Origin of the sequence: Vibrio variabilis (assembly GCF_003263785.1) — a bacterium.
In the GTDB taxonomy this organism is placed as follows: Bacteria; Pseudomonadota; Gammaproteobacteria; order Enterobacterales; family Vibrionaceae; genus Vibrio; species Vibrio variabilis.
This window is the reverse complement of the sequence record NZ_JYJK01000061.1, coordinates 46297-68008: the sequence shown is the minus strand read 5'-3', so window position 1 is coordinate 68008 and position 21712 is coordinate 46297. Positions and strand designations below refer to the sequence as shown.

The 21712-nt window shown below is 47.2% G+C and carries 10 protein-coding genes and 8 pseudogenes; 8 read left to right on the top strand and 10 right to left on the bottom strand.

Annotated elements, in window-relative coordinates; translation table 11 throughout:
* Nucleotides 1–12: 12 nt before the first annotated feature.
* Nucleotides 13–2157 (bottom strand): phosphate acetyltransferase, encoded by a 2145-nt coding sequence (pta, locus tag TZ48_RS09010; RefSeq protein WP_112478920.1) that lies wholly within the window; start codon nt 2155–2157, stop codon nt 13–15.
* Between the two features lie 131 nt (nt 2158–2288).
* Nucleotides 2289–3485: an acetate kinase gene (locus tag TZ48_RS09005; RefSeq protein WP_112478919.1), complete on the bottom strand. Its 1197-nt coding sequence runs from the start codon at nt 3483–3485 to the stop codon at nt 2289–2291.
* A 335-nt stretch (nt 3486–3820) separates the two neighbouring features.
* On the opposite strand from TZ48_RS09005, the gene yfbV reads away from it, so the two are divergent.
* Nucleotides 3821–4273, top strand: coding sequence for a terminus macrodomain insulation protein YfbV (yfbV, locus tag TZ48_RS09000; protein ID WP_112478918.1), 453 nt, complete (start codon nt 3821–3823; stop codon nt 4271–4273).
* 158 nt (nt 4274–4431) lie between these two features.
* Here the strand turns inward: yfbV and TZ48_RS08995 are convergent.
* Nucleotides 4432–5357 (bottom strand): annotated as a pseudogene (locus tag TZ48_RS08995) (PQQ-dependent sugar dehydrogenase).
* 547 nt (nt 5358–5904) lie between these two features.
* Between TZ48_RS08995 and TZ48_RS08990 the strand changes: the two are divergent.
* The 4 genes and pseudogenes from TZ48_RS08990 (at nt 5905) to malZ (ending at nt 10665) form a co-directional block, all read left to right on the top strand.
* Complete coding sequence (locus tag TZ48_RS08990) at nt 5905–6870, top strand: ABC transporter substrate-binding protein (RefSeq protein ID WP_112462260.1); 966 nt, start codon at nt 5905–5907, stop codon at nt 6868–6870.
* Nucleotides 6871–6965: 95 nt separating this feature from the next.
* Nucleotides 6966–7905 (top strand): annotated as a pseudogene (locus tag TZ48_RS08985) (ABC transporter permease).
* Nucleotides 7902–8695 (top strand): annotated as a pseudogene (locus tag TZ48_RS08980) (ABC transporter ATP-binding protein). Before TZ48_RS08985 ends, TZ48_RS08980 begins: the two co-directional pseudogenes overlap by 4 nt.
* Before the next feature lie 137 nt (nt 8696–8832).
* Nucleotides 8833–10665, top strand: coding sequence for a maltodextrin glucosidase (gene malZ, locus TZ48_RS08975; RefSeq protein WP_112478917.1), 1833 nt, complete (start codon nt 8833–8835; stop codon nt 10663–10665).
* Nucleotides 10666–10688: 23 nt separating this feature from the next.
* Here the strand turns inward: malZ and dusC are convergent.
* Nucleotides 10689–11650 (bottom strand): annotated as a pseudogene (gene dusC, locus TZ48_RS08970) (tRNA dihydrouridine(16) synthase DusC).
* 121 nt (nt 11651–11771) lie between these two features.
* Between dusC and TZ48_RS08965 the strand changes: the two are divergent.
* On the top strand, nt 11772–12374 hold the full coding sequence (locus TZ48_RS08965; RefSeq protein ID WP_112478916.1) for a YecA/YgfB family protein: 603 nt from the start codon (nt 11772–11774) through the stop codon (nt 12372–12374).
* Between the two features lie 132 nt (nt 12375–12506).
* On the opposite strand, the pseudogene dsbB reads toward TZ48_RS08965, so the two are convergent.
* Nucleotides 12507–13048, bottom strand: a pseudogene (gene dsbB, locus TZ48_RS08960) (disulfide bond formation protein DsbB).
* 80 nt (nt 13049–13128) lie between these two features.
* Nucleotides 13129–14720 (bottom strand): annotated as a pseudogene (gene nhaB / locus TZ48_RS08955) (Na(+)/H(+) antiporter NhaB).
* A 689-nt stretch (nt 14721–15409) separates the two neighbouring features.
* On the opposite strand from nhaB, the pseudogene fadR reads away from it, so the two are divergent.
* Nucleotides 15410–16248 (top strand): annotated as a pseudogene (gene fadR, locus TZ48_RS08950) (fatty acid metabolism transcriptional regulator FadR).
* A 45-nt stretch (nt 16249–16293) separates the two neighbouring features.
* Here fadR and TZ48_RS08945 read toward each other — a convergent pair.
* The 4 genes and pseudogenes from TZ48_RS08945 to metG form a co-directional block, all read right to left on the bottom strand.
* Entirely contained in the window at nt 16294–16752 is a 459-nt protein-coding gene (locus TZ48_RS08945; protein WP_112478915.1) for a hypothetical protein, read from the bottom strand.
* 80 nt (nt 16753–16832) lie between these two features.
* Complete coding sequence (locus TZ48_RS08940; RefSeq protein ID WP_112478914.1) at nt 16833–17081, bottom strand: hypothetical protein; 249 nt, start codon at nt 17079–17081, stop codon at nt 16833–16835.
* A 121-nt stretch (nt 17082–17202) separates the two neighbouring features.
* Nucleotides 17203–18009, bottom strand: a complete 807-nt coding sequence (locus tag TZ48_RS08935) for a hypothetical protein (protein ID WP_112478913.1) — start codon at nt 18007–18009, stop codon at nt 17203–17205.
* A 204-nt stretch (nt 18010–18213) separates the two neighbouring features.
* Nucleotides 18214–20275: pseudogene (gene metG, locus TZ48_RS08930) on the bottom strand (methionine--tRNA ligase).
* Nucleotides 20276–20450: 175 nt separating this feature from the next.
* On the opposite strand from metG, the gene apbC reads away from it, so the two are divergent.
* Nucleotides 20451–21527 (top strand): iron-sulfur cluster carrier protein ApbC, encoded by a 1077-nt coding sequence (apbC, locus tag TZ48_RS08925; protein ID WP_112478912.1) that lies wholly within the window; start codon nt 20451–20453, stop codon nt 21525–21527.
* Nucleotides 21528–21712: the final 185 nt, after the last annotated feature.

Below are 21712 nucleotides of genomic sequence, written 5' to 3'. Positions count from 1 at the left end.
GTTAGAACAAACTTAGTTTTGCTCTTGACCAGATTGAATCGCAGTCAGTGCAACTGTGTAAACGATATCGTCTACTAGTGCGCCGCGAGACAGGTCGTTAACTGGCTTACGCATACCTTGCAGCATTGGACCGATAGAGACTAGGTCTGCTGAACGCTGTACCGCTTTGTATGTTGTGTTACCCGTGTTTAGGTCTGGGAATACAAATACGGTCGCTTTACCTGCTACTGGAGAGTTAGGTGCTTTAGAAGCCGCTACGTTCTCCATGATTGCCGCATCGTACTGTAGAGGACCGTCGATGATAAGATCAGGACGCTTCTCTTGAGCCAGTTTCGTTGCTTCACGGACTTTATCTACATCAGCACCTTTACCAGACTCACCAGTCGAGTAAGAGATCATCGCAACGCGTGGCTCAATACCAAACGCTGCTGCAGAATCTGCAGATTGGATAGCGATTTCAGCAAGTTGCTCAGCGGTTGGATCTGGGTTGATCGCACAGTCACCGTATACCAATACTTGATCAGGCAGAAGCATGAAGAAGATTGACGATACGATAGACGTACCAGGAGCAGTCTTGATGATTTGGAACGGAGGAACGATAGTGTTCGCTGTTGTGTGGACAGCGCCAGATACAAGACCGTCAACTTCGTTCGCTTCAAGCATCATAGTGCCTAGGTATACAGAATCTTGCAGCTTCTCACGAGCTACAACTTCAGTCATACCTTTCGCGCCACGTAGCTCAACCAAACGAGCAACGTAGTTTTCACGTACTGCATCGGAATCGATGATAGTGACGCCAGCACCTAGCTCAACGCCTTGCTGTGCTGCAACACGTTTGATCTCTTCTGGGTTACCAAGCAGCACACATTCCGCGATACCGCGCTCAGCACAGATAGCCGCAGCTTTCACTGTACGTGGCTCGTCACCTTCAGGAAGAACGATACGCTTGCCAGCTTTACGAGCAAGCTCAGTTAGCTGGTAACGGAATGCTGGTGGGCTTAGCTTACGAGTACCAACCGTACCCTCTAGTAGAGAATCGATCCAAGGGCCGTCGATGTGACCTGCAACGTGCTCGTTTACGAACTCGATACGCTCTTTATCGTCAGCTGGAACTTCTAGGCTGAAGCTCTGTAGGTTCAGAGAAGTCTGCCAAGTGTTACCTTGCGCTTTAAAGATTGGAAGACCAGTGTCTAGCGCTGGCTTGATAAGGTCAGCAATCTCAGCAGGAACGTCGTAACCACCTGTTAGTAGGATAGCGCCGATTTCAACACCGTTCATCGCAGCTAGTGCCGCTGCAACGATAACGTCTGGACGATCCGCTGAAGTTACTAGTAGAGAACCCGGCTTGAAGTGCTCAATCATGTTTGGTAGTGAACGTGCACAGAACGTGATGCTCTTGATACGACGTTTAGCGATGTCACCTTCGTTGATGATTTCAGCGTTTAGGTGCTCTGCCATATCTACAGCACGAGTTGCGATCAAGTCGATCTTCCAAGGCACGCAGCCTAGAACACGAATCGGGCTAGTGTTGAAGATTTGCATGACTTCAAGGTTAGCTTGCTGAGCTGTGTCTGCATCGTCGAAGATTTCAGAGAGATCTGGACGAGTACGACCTGCTTCATCAACCGGTGCATTCAGTTTGTTGATGATAACGCCAGAGATCTTCTTGTTCTTAGTGCCGCCGTAGTTAGAACATGCAACTTCGATACGCTCTTTAAGCTGGCTCGGGTTGTCTGTACCTGGCGTTGCAACGAATACGATTTCAGCGCCAAGTGTCTTCGCGATTTCTTCGTTGATTGCATTGGCAAACGGGTGCTTACGAGTTGGCACTAGACCTTCGATAAGTGTTACGTCTGCATCTTTGTTGATTTGGTTGTAACGCTCAACGATGGTTTCGAGAAGCACGTCTAGCTTCTCGTTACCAATCAGGGCTTCGGCTTCTGACATAGGAAGTGGTTGACCCACTTTTACGTCGCTGCTGTTACCGACGATAGAAGAAGTCAGATCTGGCTGATCGCCGCCGTGGCGAGGTTGAGCAACAGGTTTGTAGAACGATACGTTTACACCCTTACGCTCCATTGCACGCAGGACACCCATGCTAACACTGGTAAGACCGACACCAGCGCTAGTAGGTACAAGCATAATAGTACGGGACATTCTTTGAGTACCTCAAACTATATATATGGGGGAAGAAACTCAGTGGTTCGATGAATGGCAAATAAGCGCAAGCAAGTTTTTCACTGAGCCCTATAAGAAAACTGGCTAACCTAGGTTAGCCAGTTTGAACATTAAAGACCTGCTAGGCGCGCAGTGTCTTCAGCGATGACTAGCTCTTCGTTAGTAGAGATAACCATTGCTGGGATGCGGCTGCTTGCTGCAGTGATAGTACCTTCGCCGCCGAAACGTGCTTTAAGGTTAGCTTCACCGTCAACTTCGATGCCGAATACGCCTAGACGGTTTAGAACCATCTCACGGATTGGTGCAGAGTTTTCACCGATACCACCAGTGAACACGATAGCATCTAGACGGCCGTCAAGAGAGGCAGTGTAGCCAGCTACGTATTTCGCTAGGCGGTGGCAGAACACGTCCATTGCACGTGTTGCTTCTTCTTTCTCACCGTAGTTGTCTTCAACGAAACGACAGTCAGAAGTCACTTCAGTTAGACCTAGAAGGCCAGACTCTTTCGTTAGCATGTTGTTGATTTGTTCAACAGAGTAACCCAGTGCGTCGTGTAGGTGGAAGATGATCGCAGGATCGATGTCACCACAACGAGTACCCATTACAAGACCTTCAAGAGGAGTTAGACCCATTGAAGTATCTACAGATTCACCGTTCTTGATAGCACAAACAGAAGCACCGTTGCCTAGGTGGCAGTTGATGATGTTCAGTTCGTTAGCTGGCTTACCAAGTAGCGCAGCTGCTTCACGTGCGATGAATAGGTGAGAAGTACCGTGCATGCCGTAGCGACGGATGCCGTGCTCTTTGTACAGGTTGTACGGTAGAGCGTATAGGTAAGACTCTTGAGGCATAGTTTGGTGGAACGCAGTGTCAAATACCGCTACGTTCTTAAGCTCTGGGAAGTTGTGCTTCGCCGCTTCGATACCGATGATGTGAGCAGGGTTGTGAAGAGGAGCAAATGTTGCAGAGTCTTCGATACCTTTAAGTACATCGTCTGTGATGAGTGCAGAAGATGTGAATTGCTCGCCACCGTGAACGATACGGTGACCGATAGCGCCTAGGTTTGCTTTTAGCTCAGGCTTAGAAGCAAGAATAGTCTCTACCATGAACGCTAATGCTTCTTCGTGAGCAGCGCCGTTACCTAGTTGAGCTTCGTGTTTACCATCAAGTTTCCACTTGATACGAGCTTCTGGAAGGTGAAGACATTCTGCAAGACCTGTTAGGTGCTCATCACCGTTTTCTGCATCAACGATGGCGAACTTAAGAGAAGAACTGCCGCAGTTTAAAACTAAAACCAGCTTAGACATTAGAGGTTACCTGTATTTTATCTGATCGGGGATCAAGGATGTAAACGTATCTCAAGACTGAGAGGCGATGAAAAATGCCTATCACTCTTGGTCATAAAATCATCAATTGCCGTATAATAATATGCGATTTTCCCAAGAAAACCACATTAGCGTCCTTGCGACGGTCATCTCGACGGTTGCCTATTTTGTAAATAAAGACAACAATGAGATTGAGGATTCGCAAAGAATAACGATAATGGCAGAAGATAACAAAATAAATTTGAAAGAATCTTAACTTCCGTCAATATTTTGCTGATTTAGTTGAATAGTTCAACTTTTTTTTAGTGAGGTTAGCTATGAGCGAGAGAGCAAGTCTGACTCAGAGTTTAAAAAATGGTCAAAAGTACATGGAACTTTGGCCGATGCGCAAAGAACTGACGCCCCTGTTTCCAGAGCAGCGCATCATTAAAGCAACGCGATTTGGTATCAAAGTCATGCCTGCTGTTGCTGCCATTAGTGTCCTAACACAAATGGCCTTCAACAATGCTCATGCGCTGCCACAGGCCATTGTGATTGCGTTGTTCGCGATTAGTATGCCTTTGCAGGGGATGTGGTGGTTGGGAAATCGTTACAACACGCAACTGCCTCCGGCTCTAGCGTCTTGGTATCGCGAGCTGCACCAAAAGATTGTTGAATCGGGCGCTGCGATGGAACCAGTAAAAGCGAAGCCTAAGTACAAAGAACTCGCCATTACGTTGAATCGCGCTTTTAGGCAGCTTGATAGAAGCGACTTTGATCGCTGGTTTTAACAACAATTGACTGATAAACAAACACAAGCCCCGCTCAATGATGAGCGGGGCTTGTTCGTTTTAGCAAGGGTGGGTGTGCAATTGTAACAACTTTGCGGCGAGTGTTAGTTTGATGTTGTCGCCGCTCTCGCGATAACCTTGCTGTTATTTGACCGCTTTTATTGGAACTGGCGACTAATCTTGTAAATCGCACCACTATCAGTGCTAAACCACACGTGGCCTGCTGAATCGGTGGTGATATCGCGTACTCTCTCACCAAGCTCTTCGTAGTAGCGTCTTTCTTCTAGCACTTGTCCAGCTTCGTTGATATCGAGAATGTTGATGTGAGTGAGCTTCAGTGCTCCGATTAGCAAGATGCCATTGAGCCTTGGAAACTCCTCGCCCTCGTACAAATGTAATGACCCTGGTGCAATGGAAGGGATGTAAACTTTGCTCGGTGATTCAATACCTTCTTTCTCTTGCGCCTCTCCGGCATTGATGGGACCCCAATACTCTTTCCCGTGGGAGGTGATTGGCCAGCCATAGTTGAGACCCGCTTTGACTAAATTGAGCTCATCGCCGCCTCTCGGGCCGTGCTCTATCGTCCATAATTGTGCCCGTTTGCTGTCAAATACCAACCTTGTGGATTACGGTGACCATAGGAGTAAATCTCTGGAGCAAAATCTTGGTTATCGACAAACGGATTGTCTTTTGGAATCGATCCATCTTGATTTAAGCGAACGATGGTACCGGCATGATTGTCGGTCTGCTGAGCATTATCCCTGTCACCTGCATCCCCTATGGTCATATAGACCAAACCTTTATCATCAAAAGCAACTCGGCTCCCAAAGTGGCGACCTGAGGTGACAGAGACATTACTGGTGAAGAGGTCTTGCCAGTCTGTGAGTTTGTTGCCATCTAGGGTCGCTTTCGCAAGAGTGGTCGCTCCCCCTTTACCGACAGGTTTCGCGTAGGTGAAGTAATAAACGTTAGCTTCAGATGGGCTTGGGTGAATGTCCATCAGGCCGCCTTGGCCTGAGGCATAAATCGCAGGTAGCCCACTAATCGATGTTTGCTTGCCACTTTTGGTATCGACGAGCAGCATTTGACCCTCTCTTAACGTCATTAACAGCTCTGAGTCACCCACCGTCAGAATTGACCAAGGAACGCCATTCACGGTCGTCACTTTTTCTAACTTGCTGCCTTCAAACTCTCGAGCTGTCGAGGCATCGCCAATAGAAAAAACAGGGGTAAAAGAAGTAATAGACGCATACTAAACGTTCCCTCGCGATTGGATGTAGTCAACTCGTTGACGATTACGCTATCTGTATGAATATAGACATCTTTCACAGAATTGCACTCACAAAGCTTCACTTTTGTCAAAAATGGATTACGCTGATTTTTGAGTGAATATTAGTCGCATGTATCGCTGTATGTACGCATTTGTTTAAATGTTGGTTGCGAAAGCACATGGATAGCACGTTTATCTAATGCGAATGTTAATAATACCTTTCAATTTGGTTGTCTTGCTGGTAGAAGTAGCAGGGAATCAAAAAATAATTCACGAAGTGTAAATTAAATAATACACCTATATCCCCATTAGTGAGTAGAGTGTCTCTACTCATTCAGGGTTGCTTAATCAAGGAGTTAAGATGAAAGCAAGCAAGATCATTGTCACTGCAGCATTAACCGGTGTGGCGTTGCTGTCTTCAGCCAGCATCATGGCAAAAACAGCAAAAGTCGCGGTATCGCAAATTGTTGAGCACCCTGCGCTCGATGCGACACGCCAAGGCTTGGTCGACGGCCTTAAAGAAAAAGGCTACGAGCAAGGTAAAAACCTCGAGTTTGACTACAAAACTGCGCAAGGCAATCCTGCAATTGCAGTGCAAATTGCTCGCCAATACGTGGGTGAGCGCCCAGACGTGTTAGTGGGTATCGCGACACCAACAGCTCAAGCACTGGTTTCAGCGACACGCGACATTCCGGTAGTGTTTACCGCCGTTACTGATCCTGTGGGTGCGAAGCTGGTAAAAAAGCTTGAACAGCCAGGTAAGAACGTGACAGGTCTATCGGATCTATCACCTGTCGATCAGCACGTCGAGCTTATCCAAGAGATCATGCCAAATGTGAAGAGCATTGGTGTGGTTTACAACCCAGGCGAAGCGAACGCAGTGAGCCTAATGAAGCTGCTAAAAGAGAGCACAGACAAGCGTGGTATTGAGCTAGTGGAAGCAACAGCGCTTAAAAGTGCCGATGTACAAACCGCGACTCAAGCTATTTCAGCGAAATCCGACATCATTTACGCACTTATCGACAACACGGTAGCGAGTGCCATCGAAGGTATGATTGTCTCAGCTAACCAAGCCAAGACACCTGTGTTCGGTGCGGCAACGTCGTATGTTGAACGTGGCGCGGTAGCGAGCCTTGGTTTCGATTACTACCAAATCGGTGTACAAACAGCGGATTACGTAGCGCAGATTCTTGAAGGTACGGAACCAGGCAAAATTGATGTGAAAGTGGCAAAAGGTTCTGATTTGGTGATCAACGCAACGGCTGCGAAAAAATTGGGTTTGACTATCCCTCAAACAGTGATGGATCGCGCAACAAGCGTTAAGTAAGTCTTGCATTGCGATGAAGCTGGATCTTCGGATCCAGCTTTTTTATTAAGTCTTCTTTTCTTAAACAGCACTTGTTAAACAGCAGTGGAGTAGTTATGTCTGCTTTTGCATTTTTTGGAGCCCTTGAAATTGGTCTCATTTATGGACTGGTTGCCCTGGGTGTCTATCTTACTTTTCGCGTTCTCGACTTTCCTGATCTGAGTGTTGACGGCAGCTTTCCTATGGGGCTGCGGTGGCGGCTACCGCGATTGTTGCTGGTATTAATCCTTGGGTAGCAACAGGAATGGCGATTATTGCCGGAGCTGCAACGGGCTGGGTGACCGCCTTTCTTGCGGTGCGCTGCGGTATTCTTCACTTGCTTGCGTCTATCCTCACAATGATTGCGGCATTCTCGATCAACATTCGTATCATGGGTCGACCAAACATGGCCTTGCTTGGCGAAGACACCATTCTGACTCCGTTCGAAATGATGGGGATGCAATGTATGTTCGCCCGCTGGTGGTTGGCGTGTTGGTGCTGATTTCAGCTTGGTTTGTCGTTCGACTGCTGAACAGCGACTTTGGTTTGGGTCTTCGTGCCACTGGCGTAAATGCACGTATGGTCAAAGCGCAAGGGGCAAGTACTTCGTTCTATACCTACTTTTGCTTGGCATTATCAAACGGCTTTGTCGGTTTTGCGGGTGCACTTTTCGCACAAACCAACAGCTTCGCGGATGTGACATCCGGTGTGGGTACGATTGTTGTGGGTCTGGCTGCCGTCATTTTAGGTCAAACGTTGATTCCGGGTCGCAAGATTTGGGTGGCGGTCACAGCGGTCATTGTCGGCTCTGTTCTGTATCGTTTGGCCGTCGCCTTTGCCTTGAGTACGGGCATGTTTGGCTTGCAAGCGTCGGACCTAAACTTGGTCACTGCGGTACTAGTGGCAGCCGCGCTGATTGCGCCGAAGATAAAAGGAAACCTCAAAGCAAAAAAGGTCGTTAAGCCTGCTATGAGTAAAGCGGTCTCTCAATCAGGCAACACGGGGAATGCAGCATGATTCGATTAGAAGATATTCAAGTCACCTTTAATCCGGGGACGATTTTGGAAAATCGTGCACTGAAAGGGGTGAACCTAGAGGTACCTGAGCACCAGTTTTTGACGGTGATTGCTCTAACGGTGCCGGTAAATCCACCTTGTTAGGTGCGGTCACCGGTGAAACGCCAATGGTCGGTGGACGTGTTTTAATCGACGATATGGACGTGACTCGCCAAACTGTCGATCAACGTGCCAACCAATGTGCACGCGTGTTCCAAGATCCTTTAGCAGGTACTTGTGGCGATCTCTCTATCGAAGAGAACATGGCACTGGCCTACATGCGTGGTAAAAAGCGCGGCTGGAGCTTGTCGCTGTCGAGTAAACGTCGCAAGCTGTTCCAAGAGCGCATCAGCATTCTAGGACTTGGACTTGAAGACAGGTTAGGGGACAACATTGGTTTGTTATCTGGTGGTCAGCGTCAGGCGGTGAGCTTGGTGATGGCGACACTGTCAGACAGTAAACTGCTGTTACTGGATGAGCACACGGCGGCACTCGATCCACGCATGGCGGCGTTCGTTATCGATCTCACCAAAAAGGTAATTCAAGAGTTTAATCTCACGGTCATGATGGTAACGCACTCAATGAAAGATGCACTGGCTTGTGGCGATCGAACTGTGATGCTGCACCAAGGCGAAATTGTCCTTGATGTAGAAGGCGAGCAGCGTGCCAATATGCAAGTGCCAGACTTACTGGAAATGTTCTCCAAAGTACGTGGTGAAGAGCTCGCTGACGACAGTTTGTTGCTCAGCTAATCATCTCTATTTAAAGGCCTCAGCCTCCCGAGCTAAGCCTACAATCTGTGATCCCTCTTCAATTTGAAGGGGGATTTTTTCTGTCGCTGATTCTTCTACAATTATCCTACCTCGTTCCCTATAACAGAAGAATCATAATGGACCAGCCATTTCTATATCATCCGCAAACCCAAGATGGGTTAGTGCGAGAAGGTGATCAACTCACTATTCGTCTATTTGCTGAGCAAGATAAATTTGAGTCAATTAAGCTTCGTCATGAGCCGGACAATGAAGAATATCTAGTCGAGCTGACTAAGGTGGGTACCAAAGGTCAGTTAGACATTTGGCAAGCAGCACTGCCACTGAGTGCCGATAAAGACGTGACTTACTATGTGTTCAAGGCGCTGACTGCGACTGGTCAATATTGGCTTGATGCGCGTGGTACGCACAGCCGCATGCCGGGGCGAGAGTACCACTTCAAATATAACCGCGCAGACCAGCCACCAAGCTGGGTCGCAGAGCAAGTGTTCTACCAGATTTTTCCGGATCGCTTTTGCAATGGTGACCCGAGTATTGGCGTCGAGACTGGCGAGTATCAATACCCTAATCGCAATCGTGAGTCTGTAAAGAAACAGTGGGGTGAGCCAGTCGGCAATCATGGCAACTCGGGTGCGGTTGAGTTTTATGGTGGCGACCTAGCGGGTATCGAGTCTAAGTTGGATTATCTGCAAGAGCTTGGGATCACCACTTTATACCTTAATCCGATATTTACCTCATACAGTAACCACAAGTACGACACGGTGGACTACTATTCCATCGATCCTAAGTTTGGTACCAATCAACAATTTGCCGAACTTGCAGACAACTTGCATCAAAGAGGCATGAAAGTGGTGCTGGATGCAGTACTCAATCACACCTCTGTCGCTCATCCATGGTTTGACGTGTTAGAAGAGAGTAACGGTGCTTACACCTCAGCAGACAGTCCCTACCGCGACTACTACTTCTTTAATGACGACTCCAAACAGTATGTGGGTTGGAAGGGCATCGATACGCTACCGGTTCTAAACTTCCACAATGAAGAAGTGCGCGATCATATCTATCGAAGCGAAGACTCAGTGATCAAACATTGGTTGAAACCACCCTACAACATAGACGGGTGGCGTTTTGACGTGATTCATATGCTTGGGGAAGGTGAAGGCGCGGCAAATAATGCTCATTATGTTAGAGCGTTTCGTGAGTCGATGAAGTCGGTGAATCCTGACTCCTACATGCTGGGCGAGCACTTCTTTGAAGCAACCCAGTGGCTACAGGGCGACCAAGAAGATGGCGCCATGAACTACTATGGTTTTGCTCATCCTCTGCGCGCGCTTCTCGCGGGCAAAGACATTGCGTTTGATCCTATCAACATCGACTGCCACGAGTTTTTAAGCTGGCTTCAAGAGGCCAGTGCAAAAGTGCCTTGGAGTAATCAATTATCGCAATTAAACCAGCTTGATAGCCATGATACGGAACGTTTTCTCACCACGTTGGCTTGCAATGAGAATCGTCTTGCTATCGCCTTACAGCTTCTCATGACCTACGTTGGCACACCGTGTTTGTACTACGGTGTGGAAGTAGGGCTTGAGGGGACACATGATCCCGATAATCGTCGCTGCTTCCCATGGGAGCGAGTTGAGACAAGTCACTGGCTCCCGTATTGCAAGCAATTGATTTCGCTTCGTAAAGCTTCAAAAGCGTTGCAGCGCGGCAGTTTTGTCCCGCTTCACGTTGATGAGTTTAGTTTGGTGTTCGCACGTCAACTAGAGGATGAAGTGGTGATTAGTGGCTTTAACCTTGGGGCAGGCTCTGTGCAGCTTTCGCTGCCGGTTTGGAAACTAGGGCTTGAGAGTGCCAGTTTTGAATGTGCACTAACGGGCAGCACATCTGATTCACTTGATGGTGTGTTAGACATCACTATCGCAGCAGAGGGCTCTCTGCTGCTGACACGCTAACTAGATTGACTGCGGCAAGGTGATTACTGCGATAAGGTCGCAAGCATCTTGTCGCGGTATTGCTGAATGTGCTCAACAATCGGTGCCGCTTTGTTAAAGGTGCGGATTTCACGAAATAGCTCAGCGGCTTGCGGGTACTGTTGGCGAAGATACGAGAACCACTGCTTCACTCGGTTTGGATAGTAGAGCCTTTATCGCCTTTGATTTCATAGGTTGAATAGACCAAAAGCAGCTCAACCACTTCATGCCAAGGCATCACTGTGTGGTTGTGTTTGACCACGTTACCGAGGTTTGGCACGTTGAACGCGCCGCGGCAGACCATCAACGAATCCACGCCTGTGGTTTCAATGCAGCGCTGGCCATCAGCGTAGTTCCAAATCTCACCATTCGCGATAAGAGGCAAGCTGGTTTTGCTGCGAATCGCATTAATGTATTCCCATTTGATCTCGCTAGCTTTATATCCGCCAATTTTAGTGCGTGCATGCACGGTAAGTTCATTGGCGCCTGCTTGTTCAATCGCGTCAACAATCTCAAAGCAATCATCTGGATTTTCCCAGCCCAAACGAATCTTAGCAGTCACAGGAATAGAAGGGTCTACCGCGTCTCGGCATGCTTTCACTACGTTATGGATAAGCTCTGGGTGCTGCAGTAGCGCTGCGCCACCTTTACTCTTGTTGACCAGCTTAGCTGGGCAGCCAAAGTTGAGGTCAATCCCTTTCGCGCCAAGTGACGCCGCTTTAACGGCGTTTTCTGCCATCCAGCGGGGATCTTGTCCAAGCAGCTGAATATGAACAGGTGTGCCAGATTTTGTCATGGAACCTTGGGCAAGTTCAGGACACAGGCGATAGAACACGTGATCAGGCAAAGCTTGGTCAACAACGCGAACAAATTCAGTTACACAAAGATCGTAGTCGTTGATCTCAGTGAGGATCTCTCGCATTAAATGATCTAACACACCCTCCATCGGGCCCAAAACAACACGCATACCAGTTCTCATCATATTCAGGGAGCGGGGATTCTACCCGTTATAGAACAAAGAATCGACCATTGTGTTTCTAGGGCGAGGTAAATATACTTGCCGAAAATTTTGATTGGTGTAACGAATAATGAAATTCATTGAGCTTCCTGCTGATTGGGCAGGCGAAACTAGCGCGTTTATTGAAGGCGCAATCCTAGCCGCTAACTTTGCTGCTGAGCCACTAAAGCCAGAAGCTTGGTTATCTTCAGTCATCGGCGAATTCACATCAGAGCAAGAAACTTGGGTCGTTGAACACTTGCATGCTCAATATGCGCTTCTTAAAACCAATCAATACGCATTGCTGACTTTGCTTGATGATAACCAAGAGCAAGCGGCAGACTTTGCAGAGGGCTTCATGACGGTTTGGCCAGTTGTTGAAACTCAATGGCAAGGTAAGAGTCTATCTGATGGCACAGAGCGTATGCTTCAAGCTCTGCTGACGACTTTGATGCTAGCAATGGACGAAGAGCAAACGCATGCTCAAATGCGTGACGCAGGCTTTGAGCAGTTGCCAACCTATGCAGACCTAGCGCCACAACTTGATGCGATGGTGAACGAGGTTGCGATGGCGGCGGATGAGATGATGGTGGGCCATCAGTCTCAGACGGTGAACCCATTTAAAGGGGTAGGGCGTAATGATGCTTGTCCTTGTGGCAGTGGGAGCAAGTTTAAGAAGTGTTGTGGTAAGTAAATAGCGATGCTCAGCGAGCAAGTCGTTCCTCCCCTTTATAAGGGGAGGTTAGGAGGGGTAAATTGCGCAGGACTAAAAGCGTTCTAAGGATTAGCCTGGGTAAAGAAAACCAAACAAAGTTACACCGCCTTATTATTGAAACCCACGATGTCTAGCCGACGACACTTTCGCACCCTGCGAAACAACAACAATCGCTAACGCCACCAAATTACCCGCAAAGATAACCACCAGCCACTGCGGCATAGAAAGCGACAAGAACTGCCACACCACTTTCGAACAATCCCCATAGGCTTCAAACAGCATGGTGCCCACTCGTTCAGCGGCGCCCAATCCGGGAACGTCACAAATAAATCACAGGTCTTAAACGGAGAAGGGTTGAACTGATAGTCCACGTGCTCAAGTGACAGTGTTAGACCTTTGATAGAAGAGGCGCCCCAAGCACCTAAACCAAGCCATCTCAACAAGGTATTTCTAGGGTTAATCAAACCAATTAAAGCTGCACCGCCAATGCCAAACATTGCAACGCGTTCGTAGATACACATGACACAAGGAGCGAGTTGCATGACATGTTGAAAGAAAAGAGCGCAGAGCTCGAAGAAGATAATCGCCAGAAGCAGCAATCCCCAAGACCATCGCGTCTTTGAAAATGCCTTAATGTTCGCTAGAAGTGTCACTGTCACGTCCTTGATAAATAAAAAAAGCTCTGAATACTCAGAGCTTTTTAACGTGGAATAGTTTCACAATCAACTAAAAATTAGTGTCCAGATGAGATAGCGCTCTCAACTACGGCACCTGTGTGCTCAACAATCCAACCTGCTTCATAGAACCATGCAGTCATCGGCTCTACCAAGTAGATGATGCCAAGCAGACCCACAATCGATAGTACGATGGTGTATGGCAGTGCCATGATAACCATGCGACCGTAAGAAAGGCGGATAAGCGGTGCCAATGCGGAAGTCAGTAGGAATAGGAACGCTGCTTGACCGTTTGGCGTTGCGACTGAAGGTAGGTTAGTCCCCGTGTTGATTGCAACACCTAGTAGATCGAACTGATCACGAGTGATAATGCCTTCGACAAGCGCAGTTTTCACTTCGTTGATGTAAACCGTACCGACGAATACGTTATCTGACACCATAGACAGCACGCCGTTTGCAATGTAGAACAGAGCAAGCTGAGTGCCGTTGTCTTCGATGTGCAGAACTGCGTCGATGATTGGCTTAAATAGACCTTGGTCTACAATCACAGCCACGATAGAGAAGAATACCGCAAGTAGAGCCGTAAACGGCAGCGCCTCTTCAAACGCTTTACCCATTGAGTGCTCTTCAATAACACCTGTAAACGCAGTTGCTAGTACGATAACCGATAGACCGATTAGACCAACCGCCGCTAGGTGCATTGCCAGAGCAACAATCAGCCATACTGCGATAGCACCTTGGATCCACAGTTTCGCGATATCTTGCTTAGTGCGCGATTTACGCTCTTCACGGTCGAACTCAACTAGGATGTTACGTACGTTTTCCGGTAGCTTCGCACCGTAACCGAACACACCCATTCTCTCGACAAGGAAACAGGTAGCAAGGCCACAGATAAGTACAGGACCGGTTACAGGTAGCATACGAATAATAAACTCACCAAACTCCCAGCCCGCTTGACCAGCGATGATGAGGTTTTGAGGCTCACCAACCATAGTCATAACGCCACCCAGTGCGGTACCGACACCTGCGTGCATCAACAGTGAACGTAGGAATGCTCGGTAATCTTCTAGGTCGTCACGAGTAAGATCGGTGATTTCACCGTCATGAGTGTGGTCATGAGATGAACCGTAGTTCTTACCTGAAGCGACCTTATGGTAGATAGAGTAGAAACCCACTGACACGCTGATAACCACGGCAATAACCGTTAGTGCATCTAGGAATGCAGATAGGAAAGCCGCTGCAAAACAGAAGGCCAAAGACAATACCGCCTTTGAGCGAATGCCAAGTAATATCTTAGTGAAGATGAACAGCAGAAGCTGTTTCATAAAGTAGATACCGGCAACCATAAAGACCAGCAGCAATAACACTTCAATGTTATTGATAAGCTCGTGCATCACCATATCGGGCTGGTCATTCCCATCGCCACCGCTTGGATAGCGAGCAGACCACCTGGTTGTAATGGGTAGCACTTAAGTGCCATCGCGAGAGTGAAGATGAATTCGACCACAAGTAGCCAACCTGCAACAAACGGGTCGACGAGGAAGAAAACAATAGGGTTGATAATAAGGAAAGCGATGATCGCTAATTTATACCAATCGGGTGCTTTACCAAGGAAGTTCTTGATAAATGCATTTCCAAGAGACATCGGCATAGTAATACTCTTATGTTGTTATTAATCGACAGTAGCAAAGGGTACGAAGAGTATTTGAGTGGGCTTCCAAATAAATCGGCAGAATTAAAAAACTTAGAAAACGAACAAAAATCACACACTGCACAAACGGAGTGGGGAGAATGTTCACTTGCCAAGTCCCTCAGCTGCTAAGCACTCCTTGCTTCGCCCGCAAAGATACTCCTCGGTAAGATTTAGTCAACAAAAAACACCGTTCTCAAAAAAGAAAAAGGTACTTTTTGCCAAAAACGCGATCTATACGAAATAAGCTAAGCATAGCCGCAGTCAATGGTTGATTTTTACTTTGTTGACAGTGTTCTGAATGAAACACTGCGCCACGATGATATGCCAATCACAACCCTCAAAAAAGCATGTTTTTTAGGCTTATTCTTACCAAAAGCTCGGAAATATCTTATTGATTAGCCCTGTGAATGTTATGGTTTATTATTATACAATTCAGAGGGTTGTAATATTAATGAAAGGTAAATACCTCTGTAACATTCATGCTTCATACCCATAAATGGTTATAGCTGCTTAAATGTCAAAATAGAGTTATTACTCCATTTTGTTATTGTTACATAGATAAGTAGTGTAGGTTTACCAAAATCTGGAAGTAGTGGTATGATGAGTTTCATGTAACGATAAATACAATAGATTGGAAACACCCCATAATGGTAATTAAGGCGAAGAGCCAGCAGGGTTCGCTGAAAAGTATATTATTGAGAGTATCTGGAACGGCCGTTTTCCACCAGGCTCAATTCTCCCAGCTGAGCGAGAGCTGTCAGAACTAATTGGGGTCACACGAACTACACTGCGTGAAGTATTGCAGAGACTAGCCCGTGACGGCTGGCTAACGATCCAACATGGTAAGCCAACCAAAGTAAACCAATTTATGGAGACCTCGGGTCTGCATATTCTTGATACGTTAATGACGCTTGATGCAGACAATGCGACATCGATTGTTGAAGACCTGCTTGCTGCACGTACCAACATCAGCCCGATTTTCATGCGCTACGCATTTAAAGCCAACAAAGACAACGCTGAGCGCACCATCGAAGGCATTATAGAATCTTGCGAAAGCTTGCTAAACGCTGAGTCTTGGGATGCGTTTATTGAATCATCACCGTATGCCGATAAACTCAAGGCACACGTTAAAGATGACGGTGATAAAGACGAAGCGGCGCGCCAGGCATCGCTCATCGCTCAAACGTTTAATTTCTACGATTACTCGCTGTTCCAGCGTTTGGCGTTCCACTCTGGAAACCAAATCTATGGTTTGATCTTCAACGGTCTTAAGAAGCTTTACGACCGTGTTGGCTCGTACTACTTCTCAAACCCAGAAGCACGTACCTTGGCGCTTAACTTTTACAAAGAGCTGCTAGAGGTATGTCGCACCGGTGATCGTGACAGACTGCCGAACGCTATTCGTCAATACGGTATGGAAAGTGGCCAAATCTGGAACCAGATGAAGACCACACTGCCGAGCAACTTTACAGAAGACGACAGTTAATAGACTTTGATAACACATAGAGAAAACCGCCGATGGGCGGTTTTTTTACGCCACTGCAATTTTCGGCAGTGTCGAGTAAATCGACTGTGCCACCGTTGTGACTGAACGGTCATAGCAGTGAAAAATAAGCTCAGACAACTGGGAAGTAATGCGATATAAACGTTGTTTAAGCTCATCAGCGGACCCGTCTGCATCGATATCGGCAATGCGCGCCAGCAAATCTTCATGCAGATGCTGCTGCAAGCTCAAATCTTGGCTGATGTGCAGTGCACCGAGCTGGTGGCTTAATTGCTTAATCAGGCTGCGGATTGCGCTTTGACTGTCTTTTGTTTCTAGCGTTTCAATGTGCAACCTTAATGTGGTTAGCGTGTCCATGTAGGGCACAATGGCCTGCCAGCTTTTTCGCTGGGTTGGCAAAAGGTGAGTTTGACCATCCGCTTTTGCCCAAGTGGAAATGGTACTTTGCACCAAAATCAGCGCATCTCGAATCAATTGACTATGCACTAGTTGATTGTCCCGTACCGTTTGTTGCGGCCAGTCTTGTAGTTGCTGCGTGACACACGCTTTAATGTCGCTAAATCCATCTAGCGATGCAGAGCGCGGCTTTCTAGCAGTAGCTGAAGCTGGACTCGAGCACTACTTTGCTGCCTTTGGTTATTGTGTCCAAACAGTAAGCTGTAATGGGTCGCTTCTCGGTGCATTCTCAGTAAGGCGATGAGCTTTCTCAGATCCGCCAACCGTCGATAGTAGCATTCATGGCTCACGCCACCTTCCGGCGTTAAGCTAAACATGCGGCGAACCGCGCTGGATGTTTTTCCTAGAGAGTATGTCATTGTCGCCTCCTTGCGAACGGGGTTAACCCAAGACAGTTACTTTGAGATGATCGATTGAAAGGGTGCCTTGGGTTATATGCTTATTAGCTTACTTATTGATTATGAAAGGTAAATGACAAAATCAAACCGTCATAATATTCGGTACGGGTTGATAGAGATCACTCGCAATTTCACTGACCAGTCCGTCGTAACTTGAGAAGATAAGCTCTGACAACTCGGCGGTGAGCTGGTACATAAATTCTTTGTCCAGTGGCGTATCCGGATTTTCAATTAGCGCTTCAATTTTACTCACCGTAGTGCTGTACATAGGTGACGGAACGCTCAATGGGCCAACTAGACTAAGGTGATTCACTTTGCGGTGCATTTGCTTACAGTAGTGAAGAATGCGTTGTCTACCGAGCTCAGAGTCTGCACCATCAATGCAAATACGAAGCTGAGTTAGGCAGTCCAGTGAATCGATGACGCCTTGCCAGACATTGCGATATTCTTGCTCAAGCTCCTCTCGCTCTGAATCCATTAACCAAGCGGTGAAAATTTCGTCAACCAAAAACAGGGTTTGACGGATCAGTTTGCCATGAACTATTTGGTTCTTACTGACCGTGTGTTTCTTCCATGAGCGAGAAAGTAGTTTGACGTTGCTGTGCAACACTCGATAGAGCGGTTTGTTGTCAAAGTGGGCGATGTTGATCAGTTTCAAGCAGCATTCTTCCATCGCCATCTCAATTTTTTCCAGTTGCTTGACCTTCTTTTGATCAAACATTAATTGATAGTGAGTCGCGGTGCGATGTTGGCGGATCAGGGTAATGAGATCACGCAATTGCACGACTAATTGATATTTACGTTCTACCTTGGCTTCGGTGACTTTTGCATAGTGATAAATGGCAGCCAAAATAGCCACAGATAAGACTAGAGATATCAATACAAACATAACGACCTCCTTTATGTCGTCTAATGCCTTCAAGAGACATAGAGCAAAGGGAGTGCCAATATGAAATGTTGTTATAAAACAGTTGCTTAATACTATTAAGGTAGGAGCTGGTGCTATGTTTTGGTGCAATTGCACATTATCTGTGAATCAAATCACAAAAAAAGCCAGCAAAAATGCTGGCTTTAGTCTAGCAATTTTAACGTGTTACATCACACGCATGCCTGGCTGAGCACCTTCATGTGGCTCAAGGATCCATAGATCGCTGCCACCAGGGCCTGCGGCTAGGATCATACCTTCAGACATTCCAAACTTCATCTTACGAGGCTTCAGGTTTGCTACCATAACGGTGAGTTTACCTTCTAGCTCTTCAGGCTTGTATGCAGACTTAATACCAGAGAACACTTGGCGAGTTTCACCACCAATGTCTAGCTGGAATTTAAGTAGCTTGTTCGCTTTTGGCACTTCTTCACAAGAGATGATGCGAGCAATACGCATGTCTACTTTGGCAAAGTCGTCGAACTCAATCTCATCAGCGATAGGATCTTTATCAAGCTCAGTTTGGCTTGCTTTGTTCTTCTCCGCTTCCGCTTTTTCTTTCGCCGCGACTTCTGCTGCTGCATCTTCTTTAGAAGCTTCAATCATTGCTTCCACTTTCTTAGGATCGATACGGTTAAACAGCGCCTTGAACTTAGTGATCTCATGACCAGTCAGCGGAGCGGCAATCCCTTCCCAAGTGAGGGTTTCGTTTAGGAATGCTTCTGTACGAGCAGCCAAACCAGGCATAACCGGCTTCAGGTAAGTCATCAGAACGCGGAATAGGTTAATACCTACAGAGCAGATGTCTTGAAGCTCTTGATCTTTACCTTCTTCTTTAGCCACAACCCAAGGTGCTTTTTCATCAACGTACTGGTTCGCTTTGTCAGCCAGTGCCGTGATTTCACGGATTGCACGACCAAACTCACGAGACTCGTAAAGCTCTGCGATGCGGTCAGCGGCTGCTACGAATTCGTTGTAAAGCTCAGGCTCTGCAAAGTTATCAGAAAGCTTGCCTTCGAAGCGTTTGCTGATAAAGCCAGCGTTACGAGATGCTAGGTTAACAATCTTGTTGACGACGTCAGCGTTCACACGTTGCGTGAAGTCTTTCAAGGTTAAGGTCTAGATCGTCGATACGGCTGTTTAGCTTAGCCGCGTAGTAGTAACGCAGACACTCAGGATCTAGGTGGTCAAGGTACGTTGCCGCCTTGATGAACGTGCCTTTCGACTTAGACATCTTCGCGCCGTTTACCGTTACGTAGCCGTGAACGAACACGTTGTTTGGCTTACGGAAACCTGCGCCTTCTAGCATTGCTGGCCAGAATAGGCTGTGGAAGTAAACGATGTCTTTACCGATGAAGTGGTAAAGCTCGGTCGAGCTGTCTTTCTTCCAGTACTCGTCAAAGTCTAGATCGTCGCGTTTGCCACATAGGTTCTTGAATGACGCCATGTAGCCAACAGGGGCATCTAGCCAAACGTAGAAGAATTTGTTCTTTTCGCCTGGGATTTCGAAACCGAAGTACGGCGCATCACGAGAGATGTCCCACTGCTGTAGACCTGACTCGAACCACTCTTGCATCTTGTTCGCTGTTTCTGATTGCAGCGAGCCAGAGCGAGTCCACTCTTGTAGCATGCTTTCAAACTGAGGCAAGTCGAAGAAGAAGTGCTCAGAGTCTTTCATTACAGGTGTTGCGCCAGATACTGCTGATTTAGGGTTAATCAGTTCAGTTGGGCTGTAGGTCTCACCACAGTTATCACAGTTGTCGCCGTATTGATCTTCCGACTTACATTTTGGGCAAGTCCCTTTTACGAAGCGATCCGGTAGGAACATCTCTTTTTCTGGGTCAAACAGCTGAGAAATAGTACGGCTAGAAATGAAGCCATTTTTCTTCAGCTCAAGGTAGATGTGAGATGCCAACTCGCGGTTCTCGTCTGAGTGCGTGCTGTGGTAGTTATCAAAACTAATATCAAAGCCAGCGAAGTCTTTTTGGTGCTCTTCACTCACTGCAGCGATCATTTCTTCCGGCGTGATCCCCATCTGCTGAGCTTTCAGCATGATTGGTGTGCCGTGAGCATCATCAGCACAAATGAAGTTTACTACGTTGCCACGTAGACGTTGGTAGCGCACCCAAATATCCGCTTGGATATGCTCAAGCATATGACCTAGGTGGATAGAGCCGTTAGCGTACGGTAGTGCACAAGTGACCAACAGTTTTCTTGGATCGTTTGCCATACTTTGTTTCGCTTTCTTTATTCAAGTAAAAATATGGGCTAATACTACATGATGCATGGCATGACTCCAAGATATCCGACACCAATCTCCCCAACTTTTTTAGGTTCTGGTTCGGCTAAGTGAGTGCTAATCTTAGGAAGATTAGCAAAAGACTAACAATAATAAGGAATGCATGATGCGCACGTTCGAATCGAAACAAGATTTTTGCCAATGGCTAGGGGAATTCAGCCACTCAAACCTCAAGCTGGGATGGAGTGAAGTTCCTGATGTGGTTAAGGTTGCCGCCTCGGGTGAGTTTCAAATTGCTCTGCCGTTTGCCAACCTCTCTGCGCGAGAGGCATTAGCTAGCTGGATCGAGAACAAACAAGCTTCTGGCGAAGTCGCTAAGTTTCCTTTCTCAGTGTCTGTCAGCACCAAAGCACTTGAAACGACAGTCGCGACGGAAGTCAAAGGCGTGAAAAACGTCATTGCGGTGACCTCAGCCAAAGGCGGTGTGGGTAAATCGACGACGGCGGTCAATCTCGCGCTGGCGATCAGTCAGCTAGACGCAAAAGTGGGTATTTTGGATGCTGATGTCTATGGCCCTTCTATTCCTATCATGCTTGGTCAAATCGATGCACACCCAGAAGTACGTGATGGCAAGTGGATGCAACCAGTGCCGGCGCACGGTATTTACACCCAATCTATCGGCTACCTGATGAGTACTGACGACGCGGCCATTTGGCGTGGCCCAATGGCGTCTAAAGCATTGGCTCAGCTCCTCAATGAAACGGAATGGCCAGATTTGGATTACTTGGTTATCGATATGCCGCCGGGTACAGGGGATATTCAATTGACCTTATCTCAGCAAATACCAGTAACGGGCGCACTTATCGTCACTACGCCGCAAGACCTTGCTTTGGCGGACGCGATTAAAGGCGCTGCGATGTTCGAGAAGGTTTCGGTACCAGTAGTCGGAATTGTTGAGAATATGAGCTATCACATCTGTAGCCAATGTGGTTCGAAAGAGCACATCTTCGGCGCGGGTGGTGCTGAGTGGATGGCGGCTAAATTTGGCTTGAATCTTCTTGGTCAGATACCACTTCATATCGATATTCGTGAGTCGATTGATAATGGTGCGCCGACGGTCGTATCACAGCCAGAAAGTGAGCATGCAAACATCTATCGACAGCTTGCTGAAAGAGTCTGCTCGGATTTATTTTGGAGTGGCAAAGCGAAACCAGACTCAATCTTGTTTAAGATGGTCGAATAACTCGATATGAGTATGGTTGGTTATTAAGCAAACAGAGCGCTGGTGGGTAATCGATTGCATTTTTTCATTCTTCGATCTGAGACAAAATTGAACGTCAAATAAGTGAGATATCGACTAGTATCTATTGAATGATGTCCATATAATTACGCGGTTTTGTCCTCACCACCATATATGTACTAGGTGCA

Bases quoted from the DNA above. Each gene is read 5' to 3' on its own strand.
- TZ48_RS08940 (WP_112478914.1), bottom strand. From the start codon at position 17,081: ATGACATACTCTCTAGGAAAAACATCCAGCGCGGTTCGCCGCATGTTT.
- TZ48_RS08990 (WP_112462260.1), top strand. From the start codon at position 5,905: ATGAAAGCAAGCAAGATCATTGTCACTGCAGCATTAACCGGTGTGGCG.
- yfbV (WP_112478918.1), top strand. From the start codon at position 3,821: ATGAGCGAGAGAGCAAGTCTGACTCAGAGTTTAAAAAATGGTCAAAAG.
- TZ48_RS08935 (WP_112478913.1), bottom strand. From the start codon at position 18,009: ATGTTTGTATTGATATCTCTAGTCTTATCTGTGGCTATTTTGGCTGCC.
- TZ48_RS09005 (WP_112478919.1), bottom strand. From the start codon at position 3,485: ATGTCTAAGCTGGTTTTAGTTTTAAACTGCGGCAGTTCTTCTCTTAAG.
- TZ48_RS08965 (WP_112478916.1), top strand. From the start codon at position 11,772: ATGAAATTCATTGAGCTTCCTGCTGATTGGGCAGGCGAAACTAGCGCG.
- apbC (WP_112478912.1), top strand. From the start codon at position 20,451: ATGCGCACGTTCGAATCGAAACAAGATTTTTGCCAATGGCTAGGGGAA.
- pta (WP_112478920.1), bottom strand. From the start codon at position 2,157: ATGTCCCGTACTATTATGCTTGTACCTACTAGCGCTGGTGTCGGTCTT.
- malZ (WP_112478917.1), top strand. From the start codon at position 8,833: ATGGACCAGCCATTTCTATATCATCCGCAAACCCAAGATGGGTTAGTG.